Source organism: Actinomadura sp. 9N407 (assembly GCF_044326315.1).
Taxonomy (GTDB): domain Bacteria; phylum Actinomycetota; class Actinomycetes; order Streptosporangiales; family Streptosporangiaceae; genus Spirillospora.
The window spans coordinates 346966-369105 of record NZ_JBIRAW010000002.1 but is presented as its reverse complement, the minus strand read 5'-3'; the positions used below and the strand labels follow the sequence as shown (position 1 = coordinate 369105).

General features: G+C 71.5%; 23 protein-coding genes. 17 read left to right on the top strand and 6 right to left on the bottom strand.

Annotated features, from left to right (window positions below; all coding sequences use genetic code 11):
• Positions 1 to 63: 63 nt before the first annotated feature.
• The gene (locus tag ACH34Q_RS04410) at positions 64 to 705 is read right to left on the bottom strand and encodes a TetR/AcrR family transcriptional regulator (protein WP_395981417.1); all 642 of its coding nucleotides are present in this window, start codon (positions 703 to 705) and stop codon (positions 64 to 66) included.
• Between the two features lie 99 nt (positions 706 to 804).
• Here ACH34Q_RS04410 and ACH34Q_RS04405 point away from each other — a divergent pair, with 99 nt between their 5' ends.
• Positions 805 to 1704, top strand: a complete 900-nt coding sequence (locus ACH34Q_RS04405; RefSeq protein WP_395981416.1) for an SDR family oxidoreductase — start codon at positions 805 to 807, stop codon at positions 1702 to 1704.
• Positions 1701 to 2828 carry a hypothetical protein gene (locus ACH34Q_RS04400; RefSeq protein WP_395981414.1) on the top strand — a complete coding sequence of 376 codons (1128 nt, stop codon included), beginning with the start codon at positions 1701 to 1703 and terminating at the stop codon, positions 2826 to 2828. The genes ACH34Q_RS04405 and ACH34Q_RS04400 overlap by 4 nt, the downstream gene beginning before the upstream one ends.
• Before the next feature lie 52 nt (positions 2829 to 2880).
• Here the strand turns inward: ACH34Q_RS04400 and ACH34Q_RS04395 are convergent, their stop codons facing one another.
• Together ACH34Q_RS04395 and ACH34Q_RS04390 are read right to left on the bottom strand one after the other, a co-directional pair.
• Entirely contained in the window at positions 2881 to 3219 is a 339-nt protein-coding gene (locus ACH34Q_RS04395) for a hypothetical protein (RefSeq protein ID WP_395981413.1), read from the bottom strand.
• 133 nt (positions 3220 to 3352) lie between these two features.
• Positions 3353 to 3931, bottom strand: a complete 579-nt coding sequence (locus ACH34Q_RS04390; RefSeq protein WP_395981412.1) for a helix-turn-helix domain-containing protein — start codon at positions 3929 to 3931, stop codon at positions 3353 to 3355.
• Positions 3932 to 4010: 79 nt separating this feature from the next.
• Between ACH34Q_RS04390 and ACH34Q_RS04385 the strand changes: the two genes are divergently transcribed.
• The 7 genes from ACH34Q_RS04385 (at position 4011) to ACH34Q_RS04355 (ending at position 9172) form a co-directional block, all read left to right on the top strand.
• Positions 4011 to 4649 carry an NAD(P)-dependent oxidoreductase gene (locus tag ACH34Q_RS04385; RefSeq protein ID WP_395981411.1) on the top strand — a complete coding sequence of 213 codons (639 nt, stop codon included), beginning with the start codon at positions 4011 to 4013 and terminating at the stop codon, positions 4647 to 4649.
• An 85-nt stretch (positions 4650 to 4734) separates the two neighbouring features.
• On the top strand, positions 4735 to 5676 hold the full coding sequence (locus ACH34Q_RS04380) for an ABC transporter ATP-binding protein (RefSeq protein ID WP_395981410.1): 942 nt from the start codon (positions 4735 to 4737) through the stop codon (positions 5674 to 5676).
• Positions 5673 to 6431: an ABC transporter permease gene (locus tag ACH34Q_RS04375; protein ID WP_395981409.1), complete on the top strand. Its 759-nt coding sequence runs from the start codon at positions 5673 to 5675 to the stop codon at positions 6429 to 6431. Before ACH34Q_RS04380 ends, ACH34Q_RS04375 begins: the two co-directional genes overlap by 4 nt.
• Positions 6432 to 6479: 48 nt before the next feature.
• On the top strand, positions 6480 to 7643 hold the full coding sequence (locus tag ACH34Q_RS04370; RefSeq protein ID WP_395981408.1) for a sensor histidine kinase: 1164 nt from the start codon (positions 6480 to 6482) through the stop codon (positions 7641 to 7643).
• The gene (locus ACH34Q_RS04365) at positions 7640 to 8245 is read left to right on the top strand and encodes a response regulator (protein ID WP_395981407.1); all 606 of its coding nucleotides are present in this window, start codon (positions 7640 to 7642) and stop codon (positions 8243 to 8245) included. Before ACH34Q_RS04370 ends, ACH34Q_RS04365 begins: the two co-directional genes overlap by 4 nt.
• A gap of 82 nt (positions 8246 to 8327) precedes the next feature.
• Positions 8328 to 8765 (top strand): YbaB/EbfC family nucleoid-associated protein, encoded by a 438-nt coding sequence (locus tag ACH34Q_RS04360; protein ID WP_395981406.1) that lies wholly within the window; start codon positions 8328 to 8330, stop codon positions 8763 to 8765.
• Positions 8762 to 9172, top strand: a complete 411-nt coding sequence (locus ACH34Q_RS04355) for a hypothetical protein (RefSeq protein WP_395981405.1) — start codon at positions 8762 to 8764, stop codon at positions 9170 to 9172. Before ACH34Q_RS04360 ends, ACH34Q_RS04355 begins: the two co-directional genes overlap by 4 nt.
• Positions 9173 to 9203: 31 nt before the next feature.
• Here the strand turns inward: ACH34Q_RS04355 and ACH34Q_RS04350 are convergent, their stop codons facing one another.
• A complete protein-coding gene (locus tag ACH34Q_RS04350; protein WP_395981404.1) occupies positions 9204 to 9734 on the bottom strand; it encodes a GNAT family N-acetyltransferase in 531 nt (176 codons plus the stop codon).
• Positions 9731 to 11047, bottom strand: a complete 1317-nt coding sequence (locus tag ACH34Q_RS04345; RefSeq protein WP_395981403.1) for a helix-turn-helix domain-containing protein — start codon at positions 11045 to 11047, stop codon at positions 9731 to 9733. The genes ACH34Q_RS04350 and ACH34Q_RS04345 overlap by 4 nt, the downstream gene beginning before the upstream one ends.
• A gap of 224 nt (positions 11048 to 11271) precedes the next feature.
• On the opposite strand from ACH34Q_RS04345, the gene ACH34Q_RS04340 reads away from it, so the two are divergent.
• Positions 11272 to 11568 (top strand): hypothetical protein, encoded by a 297-nt coding sequence (locus ACH34Q_RS04340; RefSeq protein WP_395981402.1) that lies wholly within the window; start codon positions 11272 to 11274, stop codon positions 11566 to 11568.
• A gap of 113 nt (positions 11569 to 11681) precedes the next feature.
• On the opposite strand, the gene ACH34Q_RS04335 is transcribed toward ACH34Q_RS04340, so the two are convergent.
• The gene (locus ACH34Q_RS04335) at positions 11682 to 13070 is read right to left on the bottom strand and encodes an amino acid permease (RefSeq protein ID WP_395981401.1); all 1389 of its coding nucleotides are present in this window, start codon (positions 13068 to 13070) and stop codon (positions 11682 to 11684) included.
• A gap of 83 nt (positions 13071 to 13153) precedes the next feature.
• On the opposite strand from ACH34Q_RS04335, the gene ACH34Q_RS04330 reads away from it, so the two are divergent.
• From ACH34Q_RS04330 to ACH34Q_RS04300, 7 genes are all read left to right on the top strand, one after another.
• Entirely contained in the window at positions 13154 to 14317 is a 1164-nt protein-coding gene (locus ACH34Q_RS04330) for a pyridoxal phosphate-dependent aminotransferase (RefSeq protein ID WP_395981400.1), read from the top strand.
• Between the two features lie 32 nt (positions 14318 to 14349).
• A complete protein-coding gene (locus tag ACH34Q_RS04325; protein ID WP_395981399.1) occupies positions 14350 to 14868 on the top strand; it encodes a hypothetical protein in 519 nt (172 codons plus the stop codon).
• Between the two features lie 278 nt (positions 14869 to 15146).
• Positions 15147 to 16100: a carbamate kinase gene (locus ACH34Q_RS04320; protein ID WP_395981398.1), complete on the top strand. Its 954-nt coding sequence runs from the start codon at positions 15147 to 15149 to the stop codon at positions 16098 to 16100.
• A 92-nt stretch (positions 16101 to 16192) separates the two neighbouring features.
• Complete coding sequence (locus ACH34Q_RS04315) at positions 16193 to 17296, top strand: ring-opening amidohydrolase (RefSeq protein ID WP_395981397.1); 1104 nt, start codon at positions 16193 to 16195, stop codon at positions 17294 to 17296.
• Positions 17297 to 17388: 92 nt separating this feature from the next.
• A complete protein-coding gene (locus ACH34Q_RS04310) occupies positions 17389 to 18084 on the top strand; it encodes an SseB family protein (protein ID WP_395981396.1) in 696 nt (231 codons plus the stop codon).
• Positions 18085 to 18223: 139 nt separating this feature from the next.
• The gene (locus ACH34Q_RS04305; protein ID WP_395981395.1) at positions 18224 to 18994 is read left to right on the top strand and encodes a phytanoyl-CoA dioxygenase family protein; all 771 of its coding nucleotides are present in this window, start codon (positions 18224 to 18226) and stop codon (positions 18992 to 18994) included.
• Between the two features lie 55 nt (positions 18995 to 19049).
• Positions 19050 to 22076: a glycine--tRNA ligase gene (locus ACH34Q_RS04300; protein ID WP_395981630.1), complete on the top strand. Its 3027-nt coding sequence runs from the start codon at positions 19050 to 19052 to the stop codon at positions 22074 to 22076.
• Positions 22077 to 22140: the final 64 nt, after the last annotated feature.

Sequence of the window (22140 nt, the reverse complement as noted above, 5' to 3'; positions counted from 1 at the left end):
TCTCCCGTTGACTCGTGGCGTGTTCGCCCCTGGCGTCGCCCGTCGAGGCGAACTCGCCACGAGTCAACCTCGCTGGCTCCGGCGGGCCGCGGCGAACAGCGTGGCGCAGACATCGACGAGCGTCGCGGGTTGTTCCTGCCGCCCGCCGTGCAGCCAGTCGACGAGGAGATGGTTGACGGCTCCGACCAGCCCGACCGCGGTGAGCCGCTGCGCCCGGGAGGGCGCTTCCGCCGGGGGCTCGGCCGTCGCCGTCCAGACCGCGGTGATGAGTTCGGCGAACTCGCGCAGGACCGCGTTCCGGCGCTCCTCGAGTTCCGGTGAGACGCCCACCACCTCGATGAGCACGACCCGGGCCCGCCGGGGGTCGGCGGTCAGGTAGCCGACGAACGCCGCGAGGCCGGAATCGGCGATCGCGTCGGGGCCCGCGCCGGCCGCCCGGTCGATCGCGGCCAGGGTCGCGGTCCGCAGCTCGCCGGTCAGCTCGGCGTAGAGGCCGGCCAGGCAGTCATGGCGGTCGCGGAAGGAAGCGTAGAAGTACCGCTCGGTGAGTCCGGCCTCCTGGCAGATCCGCTTGACCGAGGTCGGCGCGTACCCGCTGGTGCCGAACAGTTCCAGCGCTGCGGCGAGGAAGCTCGCGCGTCGCTTGCGATCGCGTTCGGCCGCGTCGACCCCCGAGTAGCGCCGCCCCTCGTTCCGCGTCTGCACCGCTGTGTTCCCCCTTCCGTTGTGCCGCCCCCTTCCTGCTGGCACCCTAACCGGAGTAATCTGACATGACCGCATGTCAGAATAAGCCGGGAGGGACCGATGAGAGTGAGACCTTCGCCGGGACGCGTGATCGCGGTGACCGGCGGCGCCGCCGGGATCGGCCGGGAGACGGCCGCCCTGCTGGCCCGCGGCGGCGCCCGCGTGGCCCTCGGCGACCGTGACGCCGAGGGCGTACGGGCGACCGCCGCCGAACTGCCCGGCAGCGTGGCGGCCTTCGACCTCGACGTCACGGACTCGGCGTCCTTCGCCGCCTTCCTCGCCGGTGTCGAGGACCGCTGGGGGCCGATCGACGTGCTGATCAACAACGCGGGCGTGATGTGGGCCGGCGGCTTCGCCGACGAGCCCGAGGCGGCCACGGCACACCAGCTGGACGTCAACCTGCACGGCGTGATCAGGGGGGTGAAGCTCGCGGCGCCCGCCATGCGCGAACGCGGCCAGGGCCACATCGTCACCATCGCCTCGGCGGCCTCGAAGCTCTCACCGCCCGGCGAGTCCACCTACGCCGCGACCAAGCACGGTGTGTACGGCTACCTCAACGGCGTCCGGGCGGAGCTGCGCGGCAGCGGAGTCCGGATCTCGGTGATCATGCCGGGCGTGGTCGACACCGAACTCGCGGCGGGCACGGCCACCGGCGCGGCCAGGCTCCTCAAGCCGATCGACGTCGCCCGCGCCGTCGCCAGGGTGATCGAGCGCCCGCGGTTCGAGGTGACGATCCCCGGTTACGTCGGCCCCCTGACCCGCTGGACGAACGCCCTCCCGCAGCGCGCCCGCGACGTCCTGCACCGCCTCATGGTGCCGGACCAGGTCCGCTCGGTGGCGGGGACGTCGCTCCGGCAGGACTACCAGTCCCGCAACCTGACCGGCACCGATACCCCGGAAACGGATACCCCGGAAACCGACACCACCCCTGGAACCGATGCCCCTGGAGAGGAAGAATGACCGATTCAGCGCACACCGAGGCCCCCGACAGGATTCAGGGCGTGCGGCCGATCCCCGAGTTCGACGGGGTACACGAGATCTGGCCGCGCGGGGATCGCCTCGAGGCCGTCCGCTCGGCCGCCGAGCGGTACCGCGAGCGGTTCGCGGCCCAGGGGCGGGTCCGGGCGATCAAGAGCATCGACATCGCGGCCGCGCCGTACCCCGCGCGGTTCGCGTTCCAGGGCTACTCCGTGCAGGCCAACCCGATGATCAGCATCATCAACCGGATGTTCGTCATCCAGTTCGACGGCTTCGACGGGCGGCTGAAGACGCTGGTGTGGGAGCCGACCGTGGCCGCGGGCTCCGGGACGGCGCCGTTCTACCGCAAGCTGCAGTCGTACGCCCGCCGGGTGCGCGCCGAGCGGCTCTTCGTCAAGTACTACAACGACCCGGACCGGGTGCTGCCCGGCCTGGGCCTGCGCAACGAGGACGTCGACTACGTCAGCTTCGATCACCTGCACGTCCAGGACGTGCGCATGATCATGGGGAGCGGCACGCCGATCGAGGGCGAGTCCGCACCGCGGCCGCCGCTCTTCCCCAACGCCAGGCTGCTGGTGCACCGCAAGGAACTCGGCACGTTCGAGTCCATCCACCCGATGCAGTGGGCGTGGTACGTCGAGCGCGGCATGGAGGGCGTCCCGGTCGAGCGGCTGGAGGTCTTCGACGGTGACGTGGAGCTCGGCGTGGGCGTCAGCCTGCTCTGGACGCCCGGGCACACCGACGGGAACCACTCGCTCGTGGTCAACACTCCGGACGGGGTCTGGGTGTCGTCGGAGAACGGCATGGCGGCCGACAACTGGCAGCCGGAACTGTCGCGGATCCCCGGGGTACGGCAGCAGGCCGCCTTCTACGGGCGCGAGGTCGTCCTGAACGCCAACACGCTGGAGGACTCGCTGGACCAGTACGACTCGATGGTCAAGGAGAAGACGATGGCCTCGCCCTCGCCGCGCGACCCCAGGTGGCTGCAGATCATCCCGTCCTCGGAATGCGCCGCCTGGAAGCGGCAGTGGCCGATCGTCCCGAGCCACAGCCACGGCGGACTCGACTACGGCACCATCGCCAGGCCCGTCCCGACCGGCACCTGACGGCTTCCGCCGGCCGGACGGCCGGACGGGGCCGGGTCTTTGGAAACACAGCCTAGAGAGGCAGCCGGAGGGTGGTGACCTGGCCGGCCGAGATGATCTCGATGCCGGGGGTGGGATGCGGGGCGCCCCGCCATCCCGAGGGGGCGTGGAACCGGCAGAACAGGCCCTCCTGCTGCCGCCACACGCGTACGTCGGCCCCGGGGTCGCGCAGCTGGGCCGCGAGGTCCCCGGCGGCGATGACCAGCAGCGCCGCGCGGTTGCCGATCACTCCATGGCGGGCCGCCTGCGCGGCCACGAACCCGCTGACCTCGGCCGGGTCGTCGCTGGACGCCATCCCAGGTGCCCCCCGCGGTGGCTCGGGTGGCTCGGGCGCGGTTTCCTGTGCCGTCATGCCTCCTGTGCCTCCAATTCGTTCCCGAGGCTACCGGCGCACGTTCCGTGGCCGGTGCATTGCCCCCCGCGCGCGCGTCGCCGTACCCCGCGAAGTCCCGCCGCAGGCGCCTGAAGAGCGGCCTGAAGAGCGCCTAGGGATCAAGGTCAAGGTGGGGAAGTAGCGGGGCGAGCAGGGGGAGCGCTTCCGACTCGGGGATGTCGGGTCCGTCCGGCCCGTCCGCGAAGTACCGCAGGAAGCCCTGCTGGAAGCAGGCGCCCATGAGGAGCGCGGCGACGGCGTCGGGATCCGCGGCGGCGCCCACCCGGCCGAGGCGCTGCTCGTCGCGCAGGTAGCCGGCCACGGCGACGGGGACGAGTTGCGGGCCCGAACCGTACTTGGCGAGCGCGTCGCGGGTGGTGGCCATGAGGCGGGGCCGGGCCGCCATCGACGCCATCATCGGGAAGGCCCGCAGGTAGAAGTTCAGCGCGCGGTGGGTGAGGACGGCCAGGTTGGCGGCCACCTCGCCCTCGCCCGCGGCCGCGCCCTGGAAGGCGGGCATCCGCTCGTGCAGCACGCGCAGGAGCAGTTCCTCCTTGTCGCGGAAGTGCTTGTAGAGCAGCGCCTCCGAGTACCCGGCGGCGCGGGCGATCTCCTTGGTGGTGGCTCCGGCGGCTCCGCGGGCCCGCATGACCTCCGCGGCCGCGTCCAGGATCCGTTCTCTCGCGCTCATCGCTCCCCAGCTTGACAGATGCCGCGACCGTACTCAGGCTAGGGGTGTGTGAACATTCACTAACCCCTGAGGAGAGACCATGCGGCTGACCGTGTTCGGAGCCACCGGCGGGACGGGCGTCGAGATCGTCCGGCAGGCGCTCGGCGCGGGGCACGAGGTGACCGCCGTCGTGCGCGATCCGTCCCGGCTACCCGCTGAGCTGCGCGAACGGGCCGACGTCGTCCAGGCCGACGTACTGGACCCCACCGCGATCGAGGCCGCGGTCAAGGGCCGGGACGCCGTGCTCAGCGCGCTCGGGCCGAGGGGCAAGGGCCCCACGACGATCTGCGCGGACGGCATCCGCAGCATCGCGGCGGCGTGCGAGGCCGCCGGTGCCCGCCGGATCCTCATGGTCAGCGCGAGCGGGCTCGCCGCCGACGCCGGGGACGGCCCGCTCACCCGGTACGTGGCCAAGCCGCTGATCGTCCAGCGGCTCCTGCGGCACGCCTTCGCCGACATGCGCGACGCCGAGGCCCGCCTCGGCGGCAGCGGGCTCGACTGGACGATCGTGCGGCCCCCGCGGCTGCTCGACAAGCCGGGCAAGGGCACCTACCGCAAGGCGACCGACCTCAACGTGCGGCGCGGCTTCCATATCCCGCGGGCCGATCTGGCGACGGCACTGCTCGATCTCGTCGGCGACCGCGCGTCCGTCCGGCACATCGTCTCGGTGGCGACATGACATCGGTGGCGGCATGACAGCTGTCATGCCCGACCGCTGACAGCGGCTTCTACCGGCGCGCGCCCCCGGCCGCGACGCTGGAGGCATGCAGACGAACCCACCCATCAAGGTCACCGACCTCCGGCGGCGGTACGGGGACTTCGAGGCCGTCGCCGGAGTCTCGTTCGAGGTCGGCGAGGGAGAGCTGTTCGCCCTGCTCGGGACGAACGGGGCCGGCAAGACCACCACGCTGGAGACCCTCGAGGGCTTCCAGCCCGCGCAGGGCGGGTCCGTCCGGGTCCTCGGGCGCGACCCGTACCGCGAGCGCCGTACCGTCCGGCCGCATCTGGGCATCATGCTCCAGGACGGCGGCCTGTTCGCCGACCTCACCGTCGCCGAGACCGTTGACCACTGGCGCGGCTTCACCCCGGGGCCGCGCCCCCGCGCCGAGGCGCTCGGCCTGGTCGCCCTGGACGACAAGGCCGGCGTACGGGTCCGGCAGCTGTCGGGCGGCCAGAAGCGCCGGCTCGACCTGGCGCTGGCCCTGCTGGGACGGCCCAGCGTGCTCTTCCTCGACGAGCCCACCACCGGGATGGACCCCGAGGCCCGCCGCGCCACCTGGCGGACCGTGAAGGACCTGGTCGCGGAGGGCACCACCGTCGTCCTCACGACCCACTACCTGGAGGAGGCCGAGCACCTCGCCGACCGGCTCGCGATCATGCACCGCGGCCGGATCGAGGTCGCCGGAACGGTCGCCGAGGTCGTCGCGGGACGGGGCGACCGGATCACCTTCGAGGTCCCCGACCGGATCCAGATCGCCGACCTGCCGGCCCTGCGGGGCACCCGTCCCGAGGTCACCGTGAACGGCGGCCGCGCCCACGCCGCGTACCAGGTCAGTCCGCTCCAGCCGCACCTGTACGAGCTGCTGCGCTGGGCGGACGCGCAGGCCATCGAGCTGGCCGGCCTGCAGGCCCGCAGCGCCTCGCTCGAAGACGTCTTCCTCCGTACCGCCGAGGACCGTACCGCCGAGAAGGAGGCGACCCGATGAACCTCATCCGCGTGGCGCGGCTGGACCTGACCCTGCTGTGGCGCAACAAGACCGGCATGTTCACGGTCGTCGGCATGCCGGTGCTGTTCGGCTCCCTGCTGCTGGCCGGCGGCGACGACGCCCTCCACCAGGGCACCGCGATCCTCGGCATCTTCCTGATCTTCGCCGTGTTCACGCACTTGACCAGCGTCTTCACCGCCCGCCGCGAGGACTACTCGCTCAAGCGGCTGCGCGGCACGGCCCTCTCGGACGTCGAGATCCTGGGCGGCAGCATCCTCGCCGCGGCCGGGATGTACGCGCTGCAGGCACTGGCGCTGCTGATCGTCATGGGCACCGCGCTCGGCGGCGGCTTCCCGGCCGATCCGCTCCTCCTGATCGCGGGCCTGGCCTGCGGCGTGGCCCTCTTCGCGCTGCTCGCGTTCGTGATCTCCGGGATCAGCCCGACGGCAGAGAGCACCCAGCTGACCGTCCTGCCCCTGATGTTCGCCTGCATGGCCGGCGTGCTGTTCCCGCTGGAGGGCATGTCCGCGCCCGTCCAGGAACTGGCGCGATGGGTGCCGCTGACCCCGGTCGTCGAGATCACCAAGACCGCCTACTTCGGGCAGGACTTCACCACGTTCGGTGCCCACCCGGAGCTGGGCTTCGCGGACGCCTGGGTGGCCTGCCTGCGCTCGTTCGCGGTCCTGGCGGTGTGGGCGCTGCTCGGCCGCGCGCTGGCGGGCCGGCTGTTCCGCTGGGAGCCCCGCCACGCCTGAACGGGCCGCGCACGTGAAGCAGATACCGTACGCCGAAAGGGGGGCCTGATGGGAACGGCGACGACGGCCGATCTGGAGGAACGCGCGGCCGGCCGGCTGGAGAGCTACCGCCGGGCGATCTACCACTCGTTCCTGTTCGCGGCCTTCGGCGTGATCGCGCCGTGCGCGGGCGCCCTGGCCGTCGCGTACGGGGACGGGACGATCGGGCTCCCGCTCACCATCGCGGCCGGAACGGGCGCGGCGGTCTTCGTCTGGTACTACGCCCGGCTGATCAGGATCGGGCTGAACGGCAGGCTGCCGGCCCTCGACATCGTCGCCAGCGGGACGCTCACGCTGCTGCTCAGCCTGATGATCCTCACCCACCCCCTCTGGTGCGTGGTGCCGGTGTTCTGGGTCTCCACGGTCGCCCTGTGGGTACGGTCCTGGCGCCGCCAGGCCGCACTGTGCCTGGGCGGCGCGGCCGTGTGCGCGGGGACCTCCTCGATGCAGGGCGGCCCACCCGAACGCTGGTACGAACCCCTCGTCCTGCTCGTCGTCTTCTTCGGGGTCTGCGGCTTCGCCCTCTACATCAACCTCTATTACCGCCGCATGTGGGACCTGCACCAGGAAGCGGACGCCGCCCGCGAAACCCAGGCCCGCCTCGCCGTCACCGAGGAACGCCTGCGCTTCTCCCGCGACCTGCACGACCTCCTCGGGCACAGCCTCTCCCTGATCGCCGTGAAGAGCGAGCTGGCCATCCGGATGGCCGAGAACGACCCCGTCCGCGCCCGCGAGGAGATGACCGACGTCCGCCGCGCCGCCCGCGACGCCCTGCGCGAGGTCCGCGCCGCCGTCCGCGGCTACCGCGCCGTCGAGCTGGACGCCGAACTGGCCGGCGTACGCGCCGTACTGGAGGCCGCCGGCGTCCGCTGCGAGATCGCCGACCCGCCCGACCTCCCGCCCGAGGTCCGTTCCGTCCTGGCCTGGGTGATCCGCGAGGGCGCCACCAACGTGATCAAGCACAGCGAGGCCCGCCGCTGCACGATCACGCTGGCGCTCTATGGTGACTCCGTGGTCCTGGAGATGAGCAACGACGGCACCCGCGCCCCGCACGACGACCCGGGCTCCGGCCTGGCCGGGCTGTCCGAGCGGGTCGAGATCCTCGGCGGCACCCTGACCGCCGGCCGCCGGGGCCGCGACGGCTTCCTGCTCCGCGCCGTCGTCCCGGCATGATCCGCATCCTGCTCGCCGACGACGAGCACCTGATCAGAGGCGCCGTCGCCGCCCTGCTCAACCTGGAACCCGACCTCCAGGTCATCGCCGAGGTCGGCCGCGGCGACGAGGTCGCCGCCGCCGTCACCGAGCACGCCCCCGACGTCGCCGTCCTCGACATCGACATGCCCGGCGCCGACGGCCTCACCGTCGCCGAACAACTGAAGGCCGCCGGCGCTCCCTGCGCCATCTGCATCCTCACGAGCTTCGGCCGCCCCGGCTACCTGCGCCGCGCGATGTCCGCGGGCGTCCGCGGCTTCGTCGCCAAGGACGCACCCACCGAGGAACTCGCCGCCGCGATCCGCAAGGTCCACACCGGCGGCCGCTACCTGGACGCCGAACTCGCCGCCAGCGCCATGGCCGCCGGCGACAACCCCCTCACCGCCCGCGAGCGCGAGATCCTCCGCCTCCTGGGCGCCGGCACCGACACGTCCCGCATCGCCACCCTCCTGCACCTGACAGAGGGAACGGTCCGCAACTACCTCTCGTCCGCAATGGCGAAACTCGGCGAATCCAACCGCATGGCCGCCGTACGAGCCGCCCGCGAAATGGGCTGGATCTAACGATCCGGTCTAACCCCTGAAGACCACTCCTGACTCCTGCAGTATGAGCGGCTGACATGACCGTTGAGGACGGGAGCAGGACGTGGACGTCTCGGAAATGCTGCGGCTCTCGCAGGAGCGCATGGAGAAACTGGCCGCCGTCCGCGAGCAGATCGCGGGCCTGTCCGGCCGCGCCGAATCGGCCGACGGACGGGTCAAGGTCGCCTGCACCGCCGAGGACCCGCTCGCCGAACTGACCGTCGACCCGCGGGCGATGCGGATGGCCGCCGACGACCTGGCCGAAACCGTCCGTACCACCGCACGCCTCGCCCGTCAGGACCTGGACGACCAGGTCAGCGAGATCACGGCCCGCGAGTACGCCGAGGCGGGCAACCCGATGGACATGCTCAAGGACCAGGACGGGCTCAAGAAGTCCCTGGGCGACATGCAGAACATGTTCCAGAAGGCCGGCCGGGACGCGGAGAACATGATGGAGCAACTCCAGCGCAACCTCGGCATGCGCCCGGATCCCAAGCGATGATCGTCGCAGGGGTGGCCCGAACATCGGAAGGGTTGGAGGCGTCGCCTTTCCAACTCGTGGTGATCGCGCTGTTCGTGCTGGTCCTGATCGGCACGGTGGTGGCCGGAGTGCTCGCCTTCACAGGCCGCTGGCGTTCCTGGTATCCCGACATGTTCAATCTCATGTACACCCCGCTGTCGGGATCATGGTTCGCGGCGGCGTTCCTGTTCATGCTGGCACCGGCGGGACTGGATGCCGTCCTGGGTTCCATCCCACCGCTCTTGTTTATCCCCTTCCTCGGGTTCGCGATGGTCTCCATACTCATGTCCCTGCTCTACACCTTCCCGCCCCGGCGCGTGCTTCCCCGCTGGATCCAAGAACTGCAGGACCCTCCGCGCCGCCGCTTGCGCCTGCGCCGCCCGCGCTGAACTCGCGGGGACGCCGGCGCGCGGCCAGAGGTCACCCAGGCGTCTGGCGAAGGTCGAGGATGAGCGCGTCGGAATAGGGCGGCTCGACGCGGAACTCGGCCACTTTCCGCCACCCGTTGCGCAGATACCAGCCGTAGGCGTCGGCCTCGATCACGGCAGCGAGTATTGCGAACGACTCCGGGCGGTCCTTCAACAGCGCGTCCAGAAGCGCATGCCCAAGCCCCTGTCCGCGTTCGGTCCCCTCGACGATCAGCTCGATCACCGCGAGCTTGGGCGCGCCCAAGATGCTCCGTGGTGGCGGGGACGCCGCGGCCCACCAGCTACCGGCCGCCATCGAGAAGCCGAACGCCAGTCCCAGAAGATTCTCTTCCCGCCGAGCGGTGACCAGGACGAAGCCCGGCGCCTGTGCCTGATCGCGCGTTCGCTGCAGGAATCGGGCCCGGGAGAACTTGGGAGCGGAGTCGTACGGGGGCTCGGCATAAACCCGCTCGTACAGGCCGGCCAGCTCTTCCAGCATTTCCAAGGCCCGGCGGCCGTCATGGAAACGCAGGTCGACGGTCATGCCCCGTCCTGCAAGCTGTGGGCACCGGGCAGCGCCAGAATCTCGCGGTACTCATGGACACTGGGCTGCTTCATCTGCGACCGGGGCACGGCGTTCAGCACCATCTGCGCGCCTCGCTGCACGGTTGTGGTGCGCTGGGGGCGGTTGAGTGACTCCATGGTTCGAGAGGCATGAGCAATGCCGGTGGCTATGTCACCGCCCTGGATCAGGCAGGTCGCGCGCAGCAGTTCGATCTGGGCTCGCTGCCGGCGCATGTCGGCCGGATACAGGGTCAGCGCGGCGCTCTGGGCACGCTCGGCCTCGGCGGCGTTGCGGGTGTAGGTGTAGGTGAAGGCCGCGGTGTGCCGAAGAGCGGTCTCCGGCCATGCGCCGGTCGACAGCCGCTCGTCGGCCGTGGTGTGCGGCAGGCGGGCGAACCGGTCCCGCATGGCGTTGATGGTGGCCTCGGCCTCAGCGGCACGGCCGAGCATGGCCAAGACCTGTGCGCGGCCGGCCATGGCCTCCAGTACGGCGCCACCCGGGGAGGCTCCGGCAATGGCGATGGCCTCGTCCGCCAACCTGAGAACCAGTGCCGGGGGACGCCCGGAGTACAGGGCGCTCATCGCCTCGTACCCTCGGACCCAGATCTTCAGGTCGCGGTCTGTCGAGGCGTCGGCGGTGTGCCGCGCGGTCTTCCACCAGTCCCGCGCCTGCCGTGCCTGCCCCAGGGTGGCCACCGCCATCGCGATCAGCGCGGCCAGCTTGCCCGCCGGGGCGCACAGGCTCTGGCGAAGCCCTTCCCCGCCTACGGTGCGGATCGTCCTCTGCAGCTTCACCAGATCGTGCGCCAGGTGGGGTAGGAGGACTTCAGGCGCCGTGGTGAGGAACGCGTGCCCATGCTCGAAGGCGACCTCTTCCCAGTCGGCGACCACATGCCCTTGCAGCCCGCCGGGCAGTGCGTTGGACAGCGCCTGCCGGATCGGCTCCAGGGCCTCGCCTGCGACGGCGGCTTCGATGCCCAGCACACCGAGGCAGGCCAGCAGTTGGCGGCGCTCGTCGTCGGTCTCATCGGCGGGCGCTGACGGCTGTCCCTCGCACAGGAATGCCTCATCGAGGCCGAGCGCGTCGGCCAAGGCCCGGCGATACCGCCTTCCAATGCCGGCCCGGCCGGCCTCCCACCTCTTGACGTAGCCCTCCAGAGTGTCGAGGTCGGGTCGCTGCACGTCCGGCAGGGCGTCGTATACGCGCTCGGCGAGCTCGCGCTGGGTCATCTGGACCGCGCCGCGCTCGGCGGCGAGTCTGCGGCCGAACGCTCGACGTTCTTCTGTCGTCATGCGGGTGCACCTCACGAGTCGGCGTGCCACCTGTTTGCTCGCAGCTGCATCCCATTTTGCCTCTGCACCTGTGACCTGCGACGCGGATTCACTGGCACTGACGGGATACGCGTCGGCGCGACGTATGACGCGGCCGCGTATCCCGGCCAGAAGACAAGGCGGCCCCGGCCCGGTGCGTGAACACCAGGAGACCCGGGGCCTTGGCCGGAAGGTGGTTCCGACCCATGACCGATTCTAGGAGCGAGCCCGTACCACTCGCCGCCTTGCGTGCGGCCCTGGCGCACCGGCCTCGGCGGTTGTACGTGTGGGACGTGCCGCCGCTGCGTACAGGCGGCGTGAGCGACGATGCGGCGCGTGCCGCGCTGGGCGTGCTGGAAGCGCTCCGCGATGCGCCCGCCGGTGCCGAGGGGACGGTACGCCGCGTGGCCCTCGGCATGCAATGCGACTACGTCGACCTCGGCGAGGTCGGCCGTGCCCGGAGGGCTGCGGACGGCCAGGTGGTCTGGTGGCCGACGGCATGAGCGACCGCCTCCACAGGCGTCGGCACGGTGGCGAGTAAGCCATCGCCCGGCATCCCGGGAAAACCCGTACGGCCGGTGCCTCGCCCCCCGTAGGCACCGGCCGTACGGCCCTTTCAGGCAAGACTGCGTTTCTGGCGCCAGGTCACTGTGGCGTAGACGGCGAGGAACGCGGCGAGGCTGATGAGGCTCAGCCATAGCTGGGAACGGGTGTCCTCGACGATGGCCATGGAGATCAGGACGAGGGTCACACAGACGAACGTGGCCCAGCTCAGCCAGGGGTGCAGCCACATCTTGAGCTTGAGTTGCCCGGGGGATTCGCGTTCCAGGCGGGAGCGCATCCGGATCTGGGAGAGGGCGATGATCCCGTACAGGAACAGGGCGACGGCGCCGGCCGAGTTGATGATGAAGTAGAAGATCCGATCCGGGGAGACGAAGCTCATGATGACGGCGATGTAGCCGAGGGCGGTGCTGAGCAGGATGCCCTTCCAGGGGACGCCGCGGCGGCTGGTGTCGCCGACCCAGTCCGGGGCCCAGCCGTGCTCGCGCATCGCGAACAGCATGCGGGAGGCGATGTAGAGGCCGGAGTTCAGGACCGAGACGACGGCGGTCAGCACCACGATGTTCATGATCGTCTCGGCGGCGGGGATGCCGAAGCGGTCGAACGCGGCGGCGAACGGGCTGGTGCCGTCGTACGGGATCTCCCGCCAGGGAGTGATCATCACGAGCAGGGTCACCGAGCCGACGAAGAAGAGCAGGACGCGCCAGATGACGGTGACGGTGGCGGTCGCGATGGCCTTGGCGGGCTCCTTGGACTCGGAGGCCGCGATGGTGACGATCTCGGCGCCGAAGTACGAGAAGACGACGATCACGACGCCGTGCACGACCGCGAAGCCGCCCTCGGCGAGGAAGCCGTCCTGGGCGATGTGGGCGACCGAGCCGGTGCTGTCGGGCCACAGGCCGATCACGTACAGGGTGCCGACGAGCAGGAACACGGTGATGCAGGCGACCTTGACCGAGGCCAGCCAGTACTCGGCCTCGCCGAACGAGCGGACCGAGACCAGGTTGGTGGCGGTCAGCACCACCATGAGGATCAGCGCGAACGTCCACTGCGGGACGGCGGGCATCCATTTCTGCAGGATCTGGGCACCGACGACGGCCTCGAACGCGACGATTCCGACCCAGTAGTACCAATAGAGCCAGCCGGTGGTGAAGCCGGCCCAGCCGCCCAGGGAGGCGCGGGCGTACTCCATGAACGAGCCGAGCGTGGGCTGGGCGGCGGCCATCTCGCCCAGCATCCGCATCACGAAGACGACCATCAGGCCGCCGATGACGTACGAGAGGACGGCGGCGGGGCCGACGGTGTGGATCACGGCGCCGCTGCCCACGAAGAGGCTGGCGCCGATGATGCCGCCGAGGGCGATCATGCGGAGGTGGCGGGGGCGCAGTTCGCGGCGGAGGCGTTCGCCGGCGGGGGGAGCGGCGGTCTGCTGCGTGTCCTTCATCGTCGGATGATCACCGCGAAGGGGCCGGACGATGCGCGCTTCACGGAGGGGACATCGATTCGAGACCCGGTAGGTTGGCGAAAATGAGGGAACCGCTGGTGCCGCGGATGCGGGAGTTCGGGGAGACGATCTTCGCGGAGATGTCCGCGCGGGCCGTCGCGACCGGGTCGATCAATCTGGGGCAGGGATTTCCGGATACCGACGGGCCGCCGGCGATGCTGGAGGCGGCCGTCGAGGCGATCCGGAACGGGGGCAACCAGTACCCGCCCGGGCCCGGCCTGCCCGAGCTGCGGGAGGCGGTGGCGGCGCAGCGGCTCGAACGGTACGGGCTGGCGTTCGATCCGGCGACCGAGGTGTACGTGACGGTCGGGGCGACCGAGGGCATCGCGGCGGCGGTGATGGCGCTGGCGGGGCCCGGCGACGAAGTGATCGTCTTCGAGCCGTACTACGACTCGTACGCCGCCACGGTGGCGCTGGCGGGGGCGTCCCGGAAGCCCGTGATGCTGCGGCCGGTGCAGGGGCGGTTCACGTTCGATCCGGACGAGCTGCGGGCGGCCGTGGGGCCGCGGACGCGGGTCGTCCTGGTCAACTCGCCACACAACCCGGCGGGGACGGTGTTCACCCGGGACGAGCTGGAGGTGATCGCCGGTGTGTGCCGCGAGCACGACCTGGTCGCGATCACCGATGAGGTGTACGAGTACCTGACGTTCGACGGAGTCGAGCACATCCCGCTGGCGACCCTGGAGGGCATGCGGGAACGGACCGTCACCGTCTCCTCGGTGGGCAAGAGCTTCTCGGTCACCGGGTGGAAGACCGGCTGGGTGACGGCACCGGAGAAGTACGTGCGGGCCGTGCAGACGGTGAAGCAGTTCCTCACGTACGCGACGGGCGGTCCCTGGCAGCGGGCGGCGGCGTACGGGCTGCGGAACGAGCTGGCGTGGGTCGAGGAGCTGCGTAAGTCCCTGGAGGGCAAGCGCGACCGGCTGGTCGGCGGACTGGAGGCGGCCGGGTTCGAGGTCTACCGGCCGCAGGGGACGTACTTCGTGCAGGCCGACATCCGGCCGCTCGGCTTCACGGACGGGGTCGAGCTGGCCAAGGCACTGCCGGGCAGGGTGGGCGTGGTGGCGATCCCGACCCAGGTGTTCTACGACCATCCCGAGGCGGGCGCCCATTTCGTGCGGTTCGCGTTCTGCAAGAAGGACGAGGTCATCGACGCGGCCGTCGAGCGGCTCAGCCGGCTGGCCTAGGACCCGCCGGTGCCGGGCTAGGGTTTCCGATCGTGGAACGGATCTTGGTCGGCGGCATCTCCGGGGCGGGGAAGACCACGATGGCCAGGCGTCTGGCGGCCCGCTTCGGCCTGCCGTGCCATGAACTGGATGCGCTTCACCATGGTCCGAACTGGCAGCCGCGGGCGGAGTTCAGGTCCGAGGTCGAGCAGATCGCGCGGGCTCCCCGCTGGGTCACTGAGGATCAGTACCACTCTCTGCTGGGTGATCTCCTGCCGGCGCGAGCCGACGTCTACATCTGGCTTGATCTTCCTCGCCGTACCGTCATGTTCCGTGTCATTCGCAGGTCGGTGAGCCGGGCGCTGACCGGACGCGTGCTGTGGAACGGCAACAGGGAGAGCTTTCGTGACTGGCTCGACCCCGAACACCCCATCCGCTGGGCTTGGTCGCGGCACGCGGTGAAACGGCGCCGAATCCATGACCGGCTGAGTGATCGTCCCGGCTTGATGGTGGTCCGCCTCACCTCGGCGCGTGCGGTCCGCACGTGGCTGCGAACGCTGGAGCCCGCGTGATCGGTACGACTGGTCCTCGCCGAAGCGGCGGACGGGCAGGCCGCTGAGGGCGGCCGCGAACACGGCGACGACCGGGCCCGGGTACGGGCGGTGCCGGGATCGTCGGTTGCACGCCGGGGATGGTAACGGGGACGAACCAGGTCAGGTCACCCACTCGCCAACGAGTGCGGTACCGGTTGGGCGGTTTTCGCCGGTGAGCGGCGTGCGATCTCCTGGGTACGGTACGGCTCGTGGGCAGGCACGCATGAACGGGCAGCGCATATGAACGAACAGCGCGCATGAACGGGCACGGGGGACCGGGGCCGATCCTGATCGCGCTCGGCGGCAACGCCATGACCGCGCCGGACGGGAGCGCGGCGCCGGAGGCGCAGGAGGCGGCGATCGAGGGCGCCATGGAGGGCGTGGCCGATCTGATCGCGGCGGGCGCGCGGGTGGTGCTGACGCACGGCAACGGCCCGCAGGTCGGCAACCTGCTCATCAAGAACCAGCTGGCGGCGCATGTGGTGCCGCCGGTACCGCTCGACTGGTGCGGCGCGCAGACCCAGGGCACCATCGGCGTACTGATCATGAACGCGCTGGGCCGGGCGCTGGCGGCGCGCGCCGCGACCCGGCCGGTGTCCACGGTGGTCACGCGCACGCTGGTGGACGCCGCCGATCCCGGGTTCGCCGATCCGGTGAAGCCGGTCGGCCGCTCCTTCCCGGAGGCGGAGGCCGAGCGGTTCATGGCCCTGGGGCAGTCGTGGCGGTCGTTCGGCGCGCGCGGCTGGCGGCGGGTGGTCGCCTCGCCGGAGCCGCTGGAGATCCTGGACGCCCCGGCCGTGGCCGTTCTGCTGGACGCCGGGCACGTTGTCGTCGCCGCCGGTGGCGGGGGAGTCCCGGTGGTACGGGGCGCGAACGGCGAGCCGCACGGAATCGAGGCCGTGGTGGACAAGGACCTGGCCTCGCAGCTGCTGGCCCGGACGCTGCGTGCGGAGACCCTGGTCATCGCCACGGACGTGGACCATGTCATGGCGGGGTACGGGACCGAGCGGGAGCGTCCGATCGGCCGTACCACCGCCGCCGAACTCCGGGCGCTCGCGGCGGCCGGGCATTTCGCGGGCGGCAGCATGGGCCCGAAGGTGGAGGCCCTGCTGCGGTTCGTCGCGGCCGGCGGGCGTCGGGCGGCCATCACCTCGCTGGGCGGCATCGTCGGCGCCGCGCAGGGAAAGGCCGGAACGGTCATCGAGCAGTAGCGGGCAACGAGCAGTAACGGGCGATGCCTGCAACACGAGCAATACGCGCAACACGATTGATACGCGCAACACGAGTAAGAGGAGTGGCGAGCGTGCCGGATCCGATCGAAGTCCGCAAGATCCCCATCGAGAGCGTGACCGATGCCGCCGGGCTGGCGCGGCTGATCGACGACGGCGTGCTGGAGGCCGACCGGGTGCTGGCCGTGGTCGGCAAGACCGAGGGCAACGGCGGCGTCAACGACTACACCCGGCTGCTGGCGGACCGGGCGTTCCGCGAGGTCCTGGTGGAACGCGGGACGCGTACCGCCGAGGAGGTACGGAACGTCCCGCTGGTGTGGTCGGGCGGTACGGACGGTGTGCTGAGCCCGCACGCGACGGTGTTCGCCACCGCCGATCCGGCGTCCGTCCCGGCGTCGGACGAGCCGCGGCTTTCGGTCGGGGTGGCGATGAGCGACATCATCCGGCCCGAGGACATCGGGCGGCCGCCGATGGTGGAGACGGTCGCGGCGGGCGTCCGGGAGGCCATGAAGATCGCCGGGATCGACGATCCGGCCGATGTCCACTACGTCCAGACCAAGACGCCGCTGCTCACCCTCGACACCATCAACGACGCCAAGTCGCGGGGGTGCGACGTCGTCACCGAGGACACGCTCAAGTCGATGGACATCTCCAACTCCACCACCGCGCTCGGCATCGCGGTGGCGCTGGGCGAGGCCGACATGCCGGAGGCCGGGCAGATCCACCGTGACCTGTCGCTCTATTCGTCGGTGGCCTCGTGCTCGTCCGGTGTGGAACTGGACCGGGCGCAGATCGTCGTGGTGGGCAACGTGCGCGGCATCGGCGGGCGCTACCGGGCCGGGCACAGCGTGATGCGGGACGCGCTGGATGCCGACGGCATCTGGGCGGCGATCCGCTCGGCCGGTCTCGAACTGCCGGAACGGCCGCGCGCGGAGGACCTGGACGGCCGGCTGGTCAACGCGTTCATCAAGTGCGAGGCCGACCCGTCCGGCTCGGTCCGGGGCCGCCGCAACATCATGCTGGACGACTCCGACGTGCACTGGCACCGCCAGATCAAGGCGTGCGTCGGTGGTGTCGCGGCCTCGGTCACCGGCGATCCCGCGGTGTTCGTCTCCGTCGCAGCCGTCCACCAGGGGCCTTCCGGAGGCGGAACGGTCGCCGCCATCGTCGCCCCCTGACCTCCGTTCCGCCACCGAACGTCACAGGATCGTTGCGAAGAGTATCCGGAGTCGCGCGGTAAGCGGCGACGGGAGGTTATAGCCTCATTGCCGTGTCCGGACTGACCATTCCCGAACCTCAGTACCCCGAGGACGACGGCGCCGCCGACCCGCGGCTGCGCGAGGCGCTCGCCGGGTACGCGGCGGGGCGCGTCGGCGCCCACCGCGTGCTCGGCCGGCTGCACGACGCGCGCCTGCTGGTGCCCGTCGTCGCCGTCCTCACCGAAGAGGAAGAGGTAGAACCAGGCGAGCTGCGCCGCGAGAAGTCGAGCGACATGGCGCTGCCCACCCTCATCGGCGAGGACGGCCGCCGCGGCGTGCTCGGCTTCACCTCGGTCGAGACGATGCACGCGTGGCGGCCCGACGCGCGCCCGGTGGCGGTGCACGCCAGGGAGGCGTGCCTGGCCGCGCTGGACGAGGGCGCGCAGGCCCTGGTCGTGGACGTGGCGGGCCCGGTGCCGTTCGCGGTGGACGGGCTGCGGCTGCACCTGCTGGCCGAGGGCCGTACGGTCCCGCCGCCGCACGAGGACCCGGAGGTGCTGGCGGCCGTCGAGGCCGCGATCGGCCCGGAGGAGGCGGTCACCGGCGTGCGCGTCACCGAGGGCACGGCCGCCGAGCTGGCGATCCGGTTCGCGATCGCGCCCGGCCATGACGAGCGCGGCGTCGTCCAGCGCGTCTCCGACCGGCTCGCCGAGGTGCTGCGTGGCCGGGTGGTCGGCGGCGTCGAGCTCAACATCGTCCGCCGCTAGGGCTTCTTCGGTTGACTCGTGGCGTGTTCGCCCTATCCAGCGGTACGGAATGGCGAACACACCACGAGTCAACGCGGGTGTGGGTGGCGGCGGGCGGAAATCGTTCGACCTGGCGGCTCTCGATCGGCAGGGTGGGGGGATGACCGACACCGACCTCTCCATCGACACCGGCGCCTTCATCGAGAACGGCTTCGTCCACCTTGAGGAGGCCTTTCCCCGCGAGCTCGCCGACGAGTGCCGGGCGATCCTGTGGCGCGACACCGGGTGCGACCCGGACGATCCGGCGACCTGGACGCAGCCGGTCGTACGGCTCGGCAACTACGCGCAGGAGCCGTTCCGGGCCGCCGCCAACACGCCTCGCCTGCACGCGGCGTTCGACGACCTGGTCGGCGCCGGCGGATGGCTGCCCCAGGGCGGGCTCGGTACCGTTCCCGTACGGTTCCCGAGCCCGGACGAGCCCGGCGACGACGGCTGGCACGTCGAGGCGAGCCTGCCGGGCGATGATCCGATGAACTTCATGACCTACCGGACGAACGTGTCGTCCAAGGGGCGGGCGCTGCTGATGCTGTTCCTGTTCTCCGACGTGGGCGAGGAGGACGCGCCGACCAGGATCCGGGTGGGGTCCCACCTGGACGTACCGCCGATCCTGGAGCCGGCCGGTGACAAGGGCATGGCCTTCATGGACCTGGCGGGCCAGGCGGCGGCCGCCAGCGAGGAAAGGCCCGTCGCGTACGCGGCCGGGCGCGCCGGGGACGTCTACCTGTGCCATCCGTTCCTGGTGCACGCCGCGCAGCCGCACCACGGGACCCGGCCGCGCTTCATGGCGCAGCCGCCGCTCCTGCCGTCCGGGAAGGGGCCGGCGGACGACTCTCCGGTACGGGTCGCGATCCGGCGCGGTCTGGGGTCGTGACCGCCGTAGGCTGGGCACCCGACCCGTACCGATAGGAAGAACACCCGTGCTGACGATGCAGGACGCCCTGATCCGGCTCACCGACTACTGGGCGGGGCATGGCTGCCTCATCACCCAGCCGATGAACACGGAGGTCGGTGCGGGGACGCTCAACCCGGCCACCGCGCTCCGCGTGCTCGGTCCCGAGCCGTGGCGGGTGGCCTATGTCGAGCCGAGCGTGCGGCCCGACGACGCGCGGTACGGCGACAACCCCAACCGGCTGCAGACCCACACGCAGTTCCAGGTGATCCTCAAGCCCGAGCCCGGCGACGCCCAGGAGCTCTACCTGGGCAGCCTGGAGGCGCTGGGCATCGACCTGCGCGCGCACGACGTGCGGTTCGTCGAGGACGACTGGGCCTCGCCCGCGCTGGGCGCCTGGGGGCTGGGCTGGGAGGTGTGGCTGGACGGGCTGGAGATCACCCAGTTCACCTACTTCCAGCAGTCCGGCGGGCTCACCCTCGACCCGGTCGCGGTGGAGATCACGTACGGGATGGAGCGCATCATCATGGCGCTCCAGGGCGTCGCGCACTTCAAGGACATCGCGTACGCCCCGGGCATCACCTACGGCGAGGCGTTCGGCCAGGCCGAGTACGAGATGAGCCGGTACTACCTCGACGACGCCGACATCGGCACGGTCCGGGAGCTGTTCGAGTCGTACGCGGGCGAGGCGCGGCGGATGCTGGACGCCCGGCTGCCCGTGCCCGCGCACTCCTACGTGCTCAAGTGCTCCCAGGCGTTCAACGTGCTCGACGCGCGCGGCGCGATCGGCACCACCGAGCGGGCCAGGGCGTTCGCCCGGATGCGCCGCCTCGCGCACGATGTGGCCGGGCTGTGGGTGGAGCGCCGCGCCGAGCTGGGCCATCCGCTCGGCGACGCCTCCACCCGGCCCGCCGAAGCGGGCGCGGCCGGGGAGGTACCCGACTTCGTGCCCGCCCTGCCGGAGATCGTCGCGCCCGCCACCCTCGTCCTGGAGATCGGGGTGGAGGAGCTGCCGCCGCACGCGGTCTCCCGTACCGCCGACGACGTGGCCGAGCGGCTGACGAAGGGCCTGGAGGAGACCGGGCTGTTCACCGACGCGTGCGAGGTGCACACCTACGCCACGCCGCGCCGCGTGATCGTGATGATCACCGACCTGGAGCCGCGCGAGCCCGACACCGAGCAGGTCGTCAAGGGCCCCCGGCTGGCGGCGGCCTACGACGGCGACGGCAACGCCACCAAGGCGCTGCAGGGCTTCGCCCGCGGCCAGAAGATCGACGTCGCCGACGTCCGCACGGTCACCGTGGGCGGCGGCGAGTACGCCGGATACGTCCGGCAGATCACCGGCCGTCCCGCCGCCGCCGTCCTGGCCGGGCTGCTGCCCGGGATCGTCGAGGGGCTGCGCGCCGAGAAGAACATGCGGTGGAACGCGCCGGGCCTGTCGTTCGCCCGTCCCATCCGCTGGCTGCTGGCGCTGCTGGACGAGCACGAGGTGCCGTTCGAGGTCGCCGGCATGACCGCGGGCCGCATCACCCAGGTCCACCGCACCGCCACCACGTCCGCCGTGTCGATCCCCGACGCCGGCGCGCTGGTGCCCGCGCTGCGCGCGCACGGCATCGAGCCCCTGGTGGAACGGCGCCGCTCGCAGATCGTCGAGACCGCCGGGCCGCTGGCCGTGGGGATGGGCGGCGCGATCGACTTCGGCGGCGAGCGCGCGCTGGTCGAGGAGATCGTCAACCTGGTGGAGGAGCCGGTCGCGATCCTCGGCTCGTTCGACTCCTCCTACCTGGAGCTGCCCGAGGAGATCCTCACCACGGTCATGAAGAAGCACCAGCGCTACCTGCCCGTCCGCGCCGCGGCGGGCACCGGCGGGCTGCTGCCGTACTTCGTCACCGTGGCCAACGGCGAGTGCGACCACGAGGCCGTCCGCGCGGGCAACGAGGCCGTGCTGCGCGCCCGGTACGAGGACGCGGCGTTCTTCTTCCAGCAGGACCTGCGCAGCACGCCGGAGCAGATCAGGGAAGGGCTCGGCAAGCTGACCTTCACCGAGGCGCTCGGCTCGATGGCCGACCGCGCCGGGCGGATCCGCTCGATCGCGGCCGAGCTGGCCGGGCGGCTCGACCTGACCGCCGAGGAGTCGGCCGTGCTGGGACGGGCCGGCGAGCTGGCCAAGTTCGACCTCGCCTCGTCCATGGTGATCGAGCTGTCCGGGCTGGCCGGGACGATGGCCCGCGAGTACGCGCGCCGCGCGGGCGAGGACGAGGCCGTCGCGGTGGCCCTGTACGAGATGGAGCTGCCGAAGTCGGCCGGTGACAGGCTGCCGGCGGGGATCGCCGGTTCGCTGCTCGCCCTCGCCGACCGGCTGGACCTGCTGGCCGGGCTGTTCGCCGTGGGCTCGGTGCCCAGCGGCAGCTCCGACCCGTTCGGGCTCCGCCGCGCCGCCCTGGCGGTCACCGCGATCCTGCGTTCCAACGTGAGGCTCGCGCCGCTGACCGTGGACGAGGGGCTGGCGATCGCGGCCCGGCACCAGCCGGCCGGGGCGGTCCCCAAGGGCGAGCAGGACGCCTCGCGGGACGCCGTGGCCGAGGCCTCGCGCTTCGTCGCCCGGCGGCTCGAGCAGTCGCTGCTGGACGACGGTCACGCGGTGGCGGTCGTCCGGGCCGTCCTGCCGCACGCAGGTTCGCCCGCGTACGCCGAGCGGTCCGCCGCCGACCTGGCCAAGCTGGTCACCGACGACCGCTTCCTGCGGCTCACGGCGGCCCTGCAGCGGGTGCTGCGGATCGTCCCCGAGGGCACCGCGGCCGGGTACGACCCCGCGCTGTTCCAGGAGCCGGCCGAGCACCGCCTGAACGAGGCGTTCAGCGAGGTCAGGGAGGTCCTGCCGGAACGCGCCCCGCTGCCGGAGTTCACCACGGCCGCGTTCCCGCTCGCCCATCCCATCGACCTGTACTTCGACGACGTCATGGTGATGGCCGACGACCCCGCCGTCCGCGCCAACCGGCTCGGCCTGCTGGCGTCGATCCGCGACCTGGTGGCGGGGGTCCTGGACTGGCCGCAGATCGCCTGAACGGCCCCGTGCGCGGGACGGGGGTGGCGGGCGGCGGGGTCCTCCGCCGGTGGAAAGGCGAGTG

What these genes read in the sequence shown, in the direction of transcription:
- ACH34Q_RS04405 (WP_395981416.1), top strand. Translation starts at nt 805, where the DNA reads ATGAGAGTGAGACCTTCGCCGGGACGCGTGATCGCGGTGACCGGCGGC.
- ACH34Q_RS04400 (WP_395981414.1), top strand. Translation starts at nt 1,701, where the DNA reads ATGACCGATTCAGCGCACACCGAGGCCCCCGACAGGATTCAGGGCGTG.
- ACH34Q_RS04395 (WP_395981413.1), bottom strand. Translation starts at nt 3,219, where the DNA reads ATGACGGCACAGGAAACCGCGCCCGAGCCACCCGAGCCACCGCGGGGG.
- ACH34Q_RS04390 (WP_395981412.1), bottom strand. Translation starts at nt 3,931, where the DNA reads ATGAGCGCGAGAGAACGGATCCTGGACGCGGCCGCGGAGGTCATGCGG.
- ACH34Q_RS04385 (WP_395981411.1), top strand. Translation starts at nt 4,011, where the DNA reads ATGCGGCTGACCGTGTTCGGAGCCACCGGCGGGACGGGCGTCGAGATC.
- ACH34Q_RS04380 (WP_395981410.1), top strand. Translation starts at nt 4,735, where the DNA reads ATGCAGACGAACCCACCCATCAAGGTCACCGACCTCCGGCGGCGGTAC.
- ACH34Q_RS04375 (WP_395981409.1), top strand. Translation starts at nt 5,673, where the DNA reads ATGAACCTCATCCGCGTGGCGCGGCTGGACCTGACCCTGCTGTGGCGC.
- ACH34Q_RS04370 (WP_395981408.1), top strand. Translation starts at nt 6,480, where the DNA reads ATGGGAACGGCGACGACGGCCGATCTGGAGGAACGCGCGGCCGGCCGG.
- ACH34Q_RS04365 (WP_395981407.1), top strand. Translation starts at nt 7,640, where the DNA reads ATGATCCGCATCCTGCTCGCCGACGACGAGCACCTGATCAGAGGCGCC.
- ACH34Q_RS04355 (WP_395981405.1), top strand. Translation starts at nt 8,762, where the DNA reads ATGATCGTCGCAGGGGTGGCCCGAACATCGGAAGGGTTGGAGGCGTCG.
- ACH34Q_RS04350 (WP_395981404.1), bottom strand. Translation starts at nt 9,734, where the DNA reads ATGACCGTCGACCTGCGTTTCCATGACGGCCGCCGGGCCTTGGAAATG.
- ACH34Q_RS04345 (WP_395981403.1), bottom strand. Translation starts at nt 11,047, where the DNA reads ATGACGACAGAAGAACGTCGAGCGTTCGGCCGCAGACTCGCCGCCGAG.
- ACH34Q_RS04340 (WP_395981402.1), top strand. Translation starts at nt 11,272, where the DNA reads ATGACCGATTCTAGGAGCGAGCCCGTACCACTCGCCGCCTTGCGTGCG.
- ACH34Q_RS04335 (WP_395981401.1), bottom strand. Translation starts at nt 13,070, where the DNA reads ATGAAGGACACGCAGCAGACCGCCGCTCCCCCCGCCGGCGAACGCCTC.
- ACH34Q_RS04330 (WP_395981400.1), top strand. Translation starts at nt 13,154, where the DNA reads ATGAGGGAACCGCTGGTGCCGCGGATGCGGGAGTTCGGGGAGACGATC.
- ACH34Q_RS04320 (WP_395981398.1), top strand. Translation starts at nt 15,147, where the DNA reads ATGAACGGGCACGGGGGACCGGGGCCGATCCTGATCGCGCTCGGCGGC.
- ACH34Q_RS04305 (WP_395981395.1), top strand. Translation starts at nt 18,224, where the DNA reads ATGACCGACACCGACCTCTCCATCGACACCGGCGCCTTCATCGAGAAC.
- ACH34Q_RS04300 (WP_395981630.1), top strand. Translation starts at nt 19,050, where the DNA reads ATGCAGGACGCCCTGATCCGGCTCACCGACTACTGGGCGGGGCATGGC.